Origin of the sequence: Tsukamurella asaccharolytica, assembly GCF_007858435.1 — a bacterium.
GTDB classification, from domain to species: Bacteria; Actinomycetota; Actinomycetes; order Mycobacteriales; family Mycobacteriaceae; genus Tsukamurella; species Tsukamurella asaccharolytica.
The window spans coordinates 1-8,637 of record NZ_VIGW01000025.1; the positions used below are offsets into that span (position 1 = coordinate 1).

At 64.3% G+C, this 8,637-nt stretch carries 8 protein-coding genes; 6 read left to right on the forward strand and 2 right to left on the reverse strand.

Annotated features, from left to right (window positions below; all coding sequences use genetic code 11):
* Window positions 1-283: 283 nt before the first annotated feature.
* Window positions 284-898, reverse strand: coding sequence for a TetR/AcrR family transcriptional regulator (locus FK529_RS19525; protein ID WP_068526274.1), 615 nt, complete (start codon window positions 896-898; stop codon window positions 284-286).
* Window positions 899-991: 93 nt separating this feature from the next.
* On the opposite strand from FK529_RS19525, the gene FK529_RS19530 reads away from it, so the two are divergent.
* Window positions 992-1,468 carry a PaaI family thioesterase gene (locus FK529_RS19530; RefSeq protein ID WP_068526273.1) on the forward strand — a complete coding sequence of 159 codons (477 nt, stop codon included), beginning with the start codon at window positions 992-994 and terminating at the stop codon, window positions 1,466-1,468.
* 5 nt (window positions 1,469-1,473) lie between these two features.
* On the opposite strand, the gene FK529_RS19535 is transcribed toward FK529_RS19530, so the two are convergent.
* The gene (locus FK529_RS19535; RefSeq protein WP_068526272.1) at window positions 1,474-2,499 is read right to left on the reverse strand and encodes an AraC family transcriptional regulator; all 1,026 of its coding nucleotides are present in this window, start codon (window positions 2,497-2,499) and stop codon (window positions 1,474-1,476) included.
* Between the two features lie 99 nt (window positions 2,500-2,598).
* On the opposite strand from FK529_RS19535, the gene FK529_RS19540 reads away from it, so the two are divergent.
* The 5 genes from FK529_RS19540 (at window position 2,599) to FK529_RS19560 (ending at window position 7,334) form a co-directional block, all read left to right on the forward strand.
* A complete protein-coding gene (locus FK529_RS19540; protein WP_068526316.1) occupies window positions 2,599-2,919 on the forward strand; it encodes a 2Fe-2S iron-sulfur cluster-binding protein in 321 nt (106 codons plus the stop codon).
* A gap of 26 nt (window positions 2,920-2,945) precedes the next feature.
* Window positions 2,946-4,337, forward strand: coding sequence for a cytochrome P450 (locus FK529_RS19545; protein ID WP_068526271.1), 1,392 nt, complete (start codon window positions 2,946-2,948; stop codon window positions 4,335-4,337).
* Window positions 4,334-5,533, forward strand: a complete 1,200-nt coding sequence (locus tag FK529_RS19550) for an NAD(P)/FAD-dependent oxidoreductase (protein ID WP_068526270.1) — start codon at window positions 4,334-4,336, stop codon at window positions 5,531-5,533. Before FK529_RS19545 ends, FK529_RS19550 begins: the two co-directional genes overlap by 4 nt.
* Window positions 5,530-6,201, forward strand: coding sequence for a transglutaminase-like domain-containing protein (locus FK529_RS19555; RefSeq protein WP_068526269.1), 672 nt, complete (start codon window positions 5,530-5,532; stop codon window positions 6,199-6,201). Before FK529_RS19550 ends, FK529_RS19555 begins: the two co-directional genes overlap by 4 nt.
* Before the next feature lie 95 nt (window positions 6,202-6,296).
* Window positions 6,297-7,334 (forward strand): BtrH N-terminal domain-containing protein, encoded by a 1,038-nt coding sequence (locus tag FK529_RS19560; protein ID WP_074850301.1) that lies wholly within the window; start codon window positions 6,297-6,299, stop codon window positions 7,332-7,334.
* The last annotated feature ends 1,303 nt before the right edge of the window (window positions 7,335-8,637 follow it).

The following is an 8,637-nucleotide window of genomic DNA, read 5'->3' on the forward strand; positions in this document are numbered from 1 at the left end:
GCACGACTGTCTCGAGCTGCGGGAACGCCAGCGCCAGCACCACACCCACCGCGAGCCACGCGCCGACGACGACAACCTTGTGCGCTAGCGCGTACCGAGCCACCCGCGCAAGCGTGGCGCTGTATTCCGCGCGTTCTGACCGCGCGCCAGCCGATCGCCGGTGCACCACCATCAACACCACTCCTGCCGAAACGGAACTACCTGGATCGGTACGCTACATGATGTAGCGAAAAGCGGTGGCGCGGTCGCTCGTCTTCGGACTCGGCGTGGACCGTGCGAGCGGTCAGGGCATGCGGCGATGCGCCGTCAGGAAGTCGTCGACGATGCGGCGGCGGTCATCGGCGTCGACGGCCCGGATGCCGGTGATTTTGGCGAAGATCAGCGGTCCGACGAGCTGGGTGATGGCCAGGGTCAGGTCGAAATCGTCGAGCTCGTCGACGGCACTGGCACTGGTGAGCAATCGGTCGAACGGTTCGCGGTAGTGATCGACCACCCGCGCACGCAGTGGGGCCAGGGCGTTGCTCTGCTCGCCGGCCCGTTCGGGCACCATCGCCAACCACGCGACCGTGGTGACCTGCAGCGGCGCCTGTTCGATGACGTCCGCCTGACGATCCATCAACCGGATCAAGTCCTCGCGCACCGACCCCGAGAGTTCGTGGCGATCGGCCTGGGGCAGCAAACGCTCGAAGGCAGCGGCGACCAGGTCGGTGGTACTGCCAAAGTGCCGGTAGAGGGTTGTGCGGGCAACCCTGGACAAGCTGGTGACCGCCTCGACGGTGACAGCCTCCACTCCCCCTCTGCGCAGCAACACCGCCGTGGCGTCGAGTAGACGGTTCCTGGAACGAACCCGCCGCGGATCGACGTCGTCGAGGCCATCGATGCTCACCGCTACCCGCATTCTTCTCGCTGTTGGTCCACGTATGTGGCATCCTGCCAACGATACCGTCAGTAGCGGTCCGCTACCGGCACGAGCATCGATTCGAGGACTGTGATGTCAGCACCCAGCAGACTGCCCGCGCACTCCCCATCGTGCATGGGCTGCGGGCCGGAAAATGCCAGCGGCCTGCAGCTCGAGGTCTACCGCGACGAGGACCGAGTCTTTGCAGATCACTCCTTCACCGAAAAGCATTCCGGTGGACCAGGTCTGGCGCATGGAGGGGCCATCTCGGCCGCGTGCGACGACATCATGGGATTTACGCTGTGGATCGCCGGCACCCCGGCCGTCACGCGCACGTTGACGGTCAAGTACCGCCGACCGGTACCCCTCCACGTACCAGTACGCCTCACGGCGTGGATCGACGAGGACGCCGATCACACCCTGCACATCGGGGCGAGCGGGACCGTGGAGGGCGAGACCTACTTTTCCGCCACTAGCGAGTTCGTGAAAGTCGATCTCACGCACTTCGCGCGCTACGCCGACACCTCCACGGTAGACAGCTTTTTCGTCAATTTCCTCCGCGCGGACTGACCTGCTCAGATGCCCGGCGCTGCCCGCTGATTCGACGGTGCGCGGCGGAACTGAGTCGGGGAGCACCCGACCCACCGTGTAAATGCATGGGAGAAACTGGCGACCTCGGAGTACCCCAGTTCTGCGGCTATCTCGCCGACACTGATGCCGGGATCCAGCAGTCGCGCGGTGGCTCGTTCTTGGGCGAACTGCTGCCGCAGGCGACGCAGGGTGGTGCCCTCGGCGTGCAGGCGTCGCTTGAGTGTGCTCACCGATGTCGCCAGCTCCGCCGCGATACGAGCGCCGTCAGCGCGCGCAGGGTCAGCATCGAACTGTGCGCGGACCAGCTGCGTGTAGGAATTGGGCCTGCGCTGTTCGTAGACGCGTCGAAGCTCGGCGATACCGATCCGGTAGGCCACGGGGTCGGAGAAGCGGCACACGTCGTAGAGCACGGCAGCCGGTATATGCACGAACGCCGCGCGCGCGTCGAAAAGGATCCGATGGCCGATCTCACCCACGACGATCAGGTCTGCCGGCGCCTGGCATGTCAGATGAAGCTCCACGGAGGGGACGGCACCGGCGAGCATGTCCACCAACCGCAGGACAGCCAGACCACCGTAGGTGACGGCGAGACAATCGGTGCCGGGGCTATCTGTGCGCCCGGCCAGAGCGATCGTCAGTCCAGAGTCTCCGTGCTGGAACTCGGTGCTCAGCGCGGTCGATATCAGGGGCAAGAACCGAAGCAGTTGAACAACTTCGAGGACGGAACCCGCACTGACCAGCGGCAAACTGAGGGGGCCGAAAGAGGTCAGCTGGGCGTGCTCGGCGAACGCCACGCCCAACCGGAATCCCTGCTGGGCGTCCATCGCCGGATACACCTCGTGAAACCACCGGACAGGCACTTGGCCCTGTCGCGCAATGACGACCGCGAGATCGACGCCCTCGCGGGCCATGATGCGTCCGAACGCTCGCGTCTCCGCCGCGCCCAGGGCACCGCTGTCGAGGAGCTGCGCGAACGCTAGCGGCGGTATCCCCAACTCGACAAGGCTCACATGAGCCAATTTAACAAGACATCGCGACGTCCGAGCCTGGATCAAGCACATCTGCCGCGTGCACACTCACCTCTACGACCCACGAACAAGGAGGTGGCCATGGCCACGATCACTTACGTGACCCACGACGGCGAGGACTACCCCGCGCCGGTGACGCCCGGCAGGTCACTGATGCAGATTGCAGTCGACGAGGCGATACCGGGGATCGATGGCGACTGTGGCGGTGAGGCGGCATGCGGAACGTGCCACGTCGTCGTCGACAGCGCGTGGATCGACACCGTCGGACACAGCACAGACGTCGAAGAAGGCATGTTGAGTATGCACCCCGAACGTGAGGCCAACTCGCGACTGGCCTGCCAGATGACCGCCAACAACGAGTGGGACGGTCTGACCGTTCGCCTTCCCGAGTTCCAGTTGTGAACGTCTAAAGCGAAAGAGCAACATCTATGAGCATCTCAACTGCCCTCGCCGACAAAGCGCAGTCCATGATCCCGATCGATCTACAAATCCGTGGCGCCCACGTCTATGACAAGGCCCGCCGGATCGTCACCCGAACCGACGGCAAAAAGATCTTCACCGAGACCCCCATCCCGCCTGTCGAGGAAGTCGAACTCACCGACATCGATCTGAGCAACCCATTCCTCTACCGACAGGGCAGGTGGCGGTCCTACTTCGAGCGTGTGCGCAATGAGGCGCCCGTTCACTTCCAGCCCCGCAGTCCCTTCGGGCCGTTCTGGTCGGTCACTCGACATGCCGACATCATCGCTGTCGACAAGAACCACGACGCGTTCTCCGCCGAACCGTTCATCATCATCGGTCGGCCGCCCCGCTTCATGGACATCGCGATGTTCATCGCCATGGACCCGCCGCGGCACGACAAGCAGCGCGCCGCCGTCCAGGGAGTCGTCGCACCGAAGAACCTGCGCGAGATGGAGGGCCTCATCCGGTCGCGCGTCCGGGAAGTCCTCGACGAGCTACCGCTCGACGAACCGTTCGACTGGGTCCAGACCGTGTCGGTCGAACTGACCGCGCGGATGCTCGCGACATTGCTCGACTACCCCTACGAGCAGCGCCACAAACTCGTCCAGTGGTCGGATCTGGCCACGTCGATGGAGCAGGCCAACGGCGGACCATCAGACAACGACAAAGTTTTCCGCGAGATGGTCGCGATGGCACAGGGCTTGAGTGCGCTATGGCGAGACAAGGCCGCGCGGACCGCGGCAGGCGAGGAGCCTGGTTTCGACCTCATCACCATGCTGCAGAGCAACGAGGACACCAAAGACCTTCTCGACGACAGCCCCATGGAGTTCCTCGGGAACCTCGTGCTGCTGATCGTCGGCGGCAACGACACCACCCGCAACTCGATGAGCGGCGGAGTGCTGGCTCTCAACGAGTATCCCGACCAGTTCGAGAAACTCAAAGCCAATCCGGACCTGATCCCCAACGCGGTGTCGGAGATCATCCGGTGGCAAACCCCCCTGGCGTACATGCGCCGGGTCGCCAAGAAGGACGTGATGCTCAACGGTCAGTTCATCCGCAAAGGCGACAAAGTCGTCATGTGGTACGCCTCCGGCAACCGCGACGAGCGAGTGTTCGACCGCCCGGACGAGCTCATCATCGATCGGTCCAACGCTCGCAACCACATCGCGTTCGGTTTCGGCGTGCACCGTTGCATGGGAAACCGCCTGGCCGAATTGCAGTTGCGCATTCTCTGGGAAGAACTCCTCGAGCGCTTCGACGACATCGCGGTGGTCGGTGATCCGGAGTACGTGCAGTCCAACTTCGTTCGTGGGATCAGCAAGATGATGGTCCGTCTGACTCCCAAGCAGGAGACGTGAGCACTGATCGGGTCGTGATCGTCGGCGCAAGCCACGCCGGCGCACAGCTGGCGGCCAATTTGCGCAAGGAGAAGTGGGCTGGAGACATCCTGCTGATCGGCGACGAGGGCCGCCTGCCGTATCAGCGGCCGCCGCTGTCCAAGGCATACCTGGCCGGCGATTGCCATCTCGACGATGTCGCGATCCGAAGCCACCAGTTCTACGACAAGCAACGGATCCAGCTCGTCGACGGAACCGTAACCTCGATCGACCGTGCCGAACGAACCGTCACTCTCGGCAACAACGACGCGGTGTCCTACTCGAAGTTGGCCCTGTGCACCGGCGCTCGAGCTCGCGCACTGCCCGTCCCTGGGGCCGATCTGCCGGGCGTGCACTATCTGCGCACCGCCACCGACGTCGAGGCCATCCGCGCCGCCGCGGTCCCGGGTTCGCGGGTCGTCATTGTCGGCGGCGGGTACATCGGCCTGGAGACAGCGGCCTCGCTTCGAACCCTGGGTGTCGAAGTGACCGTCCTGGAGGCGGCAGGACGCGTACTCGAACGTGTCACGGCGCCCGTCGTGTCGGAATTCTTCGATCGAATTCACCGCGAGAAGGGTGTCGACGTACGGATCGACGCAATCGTCGAGGGGTTCCGCGGCGACAAACGAGTCGCCAGCGTTGTCCTCGCCGGTGGAGAAACGCTGGCCGCTGACCTGGTCATCGTCGGCGTCGGCGTCATTCCGAACACGGAGCTCGCAGCAGCTGCGGGCATCGACGTCGAAAACGGCATCCTCGTCGACGACCGCGCTCGTAGCAGCGATCCTGACATCGTCGCAGCCGGCGACTGCGCCAACCACCGAATCGAGCGGTACGGGAGACGTGTTCGTCTCGAGTGCGTGTCCGCAACAACCGAGCACGCCAAAATCGCGGCGGCCACAATCTGCGACAACACAACCGGTCGTGCCGCACTGCCGTGGTTCTGGTCCGACCAATACGACCTCAAACTCCAGATCGCCGGGCTCAACACCGGATACGACGAGGTGCTGGTCAGCGGCGACCCCGCCCATGGCCGCGACTTCACCTGCTACTATTTCTCCGCCGGAGAACTGATTGCAGCTGACTGCGTCAACAGACCCGCTGACTTCGTGAACGCCAAGCGCGCCATTGCACAACGAGCGCCGATCGTCAGGTCCGCATTGATCGGAGCGACCCCATGACCACATCACCGACAAACGCGGTCAGCCCGGCGGCGCTGACGGGTTCACGCTTCCTCGACATCGAGCACGCCACCGTCGCGACCTTCACACGCGAAGCCGTCGGCAACGCGACCACCGACAAAGACAAAGCTCGCCGCCTGTTCACCGCGGTACGCGACGCCATCCGCTACGACCCGTACACCGTCTCCAACGACCCAGAGCATTACCGGGCCAGCCACGTAATCGAATCCGGACGTGGATACTGCGTCCCCAAGGCCGTCGTGCTCACCGCCGCATTTCGCGCCGCCGGGATCCCAGCGCGGTTCGGCTTCGCCGACGTCCGTAACCACCTCCAAACGGGCACCCTACGTGAGCTGATGGGAACCGACGTCTTCGTCTATCACGGGTACAGCCACGTCTACATCGACGGACGGTGGCTCAAGGCAACACCCGCGTTCAACTCGGAACTGTGCGCACGGTTCGGAGTTGCCCCGATCGACTTCACCGGCGACAGCGACGCGTTGCTCCACGCTCACTCCGCGGACGGCTCAACACACATGGAGTACGTCCGCGAAAGAGGTACGTACAACGACCTGCCTCTCGACAACATCCTGGCGGCTCTCAAACAGGCCTATGGCCCTCTGATATTCACGCAGCGTGCGACGCCACTAGATGCATTCCACGCCTAACCCGACCTGCCTCAGTCGTCGGCCGGCAATCGACTCTACGAACAAGATCCGCACCGCCTCAACACAGGAGACTCGTGTCAGTGTCCGGCCCCTCGATGATCGACCCCTACCCGCACCGAATGGGCGGCCACTGTGGGTCCGGTGCGATGCGAGACCTCATGGAGTGGACCGGGCTCGGTTTCGACGGCCCACCCGATGAGGGCCTCGTCTTTGCCCTCGGCGGAGCCCTCTCCCTCACCTACATTCGATCAAGCGCGCTGATGCCACCCGTGTACTTGGTCGGACGAGGACCTGATTTTGAGGTGGACCTCCCCCGCCGTCTGGGCGGCACCGTCGAGGTGCTTGCCACCGACGACCCGGCCGAGGGTTGGGAGAACCTTCGTGGCGAGATCGATCAGGGCCGCCCTGCACTGGTCTGGGCGGAGATCGCAGAACTCCCCTATCTGCGGGTCCAGTTGCGCATGAGCCGCCACGACATCGTGGTAGTCGGCTACGACGAGACGCAAGGCATCGCGTACATCGCCGACAACGATCGCGAAGATCTTCAACGCGTCCCACTGGACGCACTCGCACGCGCGCGCCGCTCGACCTCCTTCCCGGAGCCAACCCGACACACGCAGTTTCGTATCAATTGGCCACAGACGCCGCCTTCAATTATCGAGGTGGCCGCACAGGCATTCGCGCAATCCGCAGCGAGCCTGAGCACCCCAGGCGCATCGACGATCGCCGGGCCCGCAGAACATGGGTCACACGGCCTCGACGCGGCCAGCGCTCTCGCATCCGACGTCTGCAGCTGGGGAGCCCTGTCCACCGACGACCTCGAGATGCACTTATTCAGCCTCGGCGCCTTCATCGAGAAAGCGGGGACCGGCGGTGGCCTCTTCCGCCGACTGCTGGCACAGGGCTGCGATGAAATCGCACGCCTCACCGGCGATCACGCAACCGCCATCCTTGCAGCCAACGCCCACCATGCGGCGACATCCTGGACTGCAGTCGCACGCGCAGCAGTACAGAAGGATCACGCCTCATCCGAGCGGCTCCGATCCGTCACAACCCTCGCGGCAGCTCTACCCGAGGCGGAAGCGACTCTGGAGGCGTCACTGCGAAAGGCCGCAGCATCCTTGTCAGGCTAACCGGGCCAGTCGCGGGAAGTCCGCGAGTAGGGCGCTAAGCAGGGCCGCCGCGTTCACACAACGCACGCAGGAGCACCACCGTGAGCAGGACGCCGGTTCCCGCTCACCTGGGTCCTGATCCGTCGTGGCGATCTGTCGACACGCTGCGAGCCATCGCCGTCGACGCCATAGACGGTGCGTCGGGGCGATGCGACGGACGACTGGCGGATCCGGTCGTACAAGTCCCCCATCGTGGACCGCGGCCGACGAGGCCGATGGCCAGGTGATGCTCGAACACGGCCTCGAGGGGCGTGGTTGCCAAGCGCCTGTCCTCGCGCTCTTACCGGCCCGGTGAGCGCTCCCCCCGACTGGATCAAGCAACCGTTGCGGGTCAGCGCAACGGTTGTGGTCCCCGGGGTGGATCGGGACACCGGGAGATCTCGAATCACTGCTCGCTCGCAGCAGTACACCCCGCCAGCGGGTGGCTATGTCAAGTTGGTCTGGCTCCAACCAGGGCGGTGTGATTTGGCCCCGACTGTAGGCGGGTGGCCGCGTTTGGTCGTAGGTTCGTGGATGTGGATGGGGAGGATGATCTGCAGATGCCTTCTCGGCGGACGGTCGTTGTCCCGTCAGGGTGGGATCGGGCTTCGGTGTGCGCGTATGCCGAGCATGTGATCGCTCGGGATACCGGGGCTTAGCAGTCATCTGTGGGTGCGGGTGAAGTTGCTTGAGGAGCAGCAGCTCGAGGATCTGACGTCGCGGTGGTCGGTGTCGTATGTGGTTCACCGGCACCGCAAGGCGTTGTCGATTGTCACCGATCCGACACAGTCAGGCCCGAGGGCGCCCTAACTTGGTTGTGGTGGTGTCGGCTGCGAGGGGATCGGTAGAGGCGGTGTTCGCCGTCTGAGTATCACGGGCATCGTCGTGGATGGCGCGCATGGGAGGATCGGTTTTGAGGCTGATTCCTCCACTGAGTAGCGGTGCGATATCGAGTGCTCTGACTAGGTTTTATGCGCTCTGGCAGATCAGGGCCTGTGAAGCGGCGGGGAGGACTTGGAGGTGTTCGCGGAGCACCGTCGACAAAACGCGGTGAAGACACAGAGCGCGGCGTCCAGGAACGCCTCACGTCGGCTTCGTCGGCGAACGTCGGCCTCCACACATCGATACGTACGCTGCGTCGGAGCCATGACGCCACAATAGTCACCCCGCGCACCCGCCACCATCACGGACTCGCCGGACCAGCCTCATGGCCAGTCAAGCATTTCGTCATCTGCTGGACCTCCCAACGCTCAGAACCCCCGGGGCCGGCGATCCGGGGGGGGGG

Excerpts from the sequence above, each read along its gene's own strand:
- FK529_RS19525 (WP_068526274.1), bottom strand. The coding sequence starts at position 898 with ATGCGGGTAGCGGTGAGCATCGATGGCCTCGACGACGTCGATCCGCGG.
- FK529_RS19530 (WP_068526273.1), top strand. The coding sequence starts at position 992 with ATGTCAGCACCCAGCAGACTGCCCGCGCACTCCCCATCGTGCATGGGC.
- FK529_RS19540 (WP_068526316.1), top strand. The coding sequence starts at position 2,599 with ATGGCCACGATCACTTACGTGACCCACGACGGCGAGGACTACCCCGCG.
- FK529_RS19545 (WP_068526271.1), top strand. The coding sequence starts at position 2,946 with ATGAGCATCTCAACTGCCCTCGCCGACAAAGCGCAGTCCATGATCCCG.
- FK529_RS19555 (WP_068526269.1), top strand. The coding sequence starts at position 5,530 with ATGACCACATCACCGACAAACGCGGTCAGCCCGGCGGCGCTGACGGGT.
- FK529_RS19560 (WP_074850301.1), top strand. The coding sequence starts at position 6,297 with ATGATCGACCCCTACCCGCACCGAATGGGCGGCCACTGTGGGTCCGGT.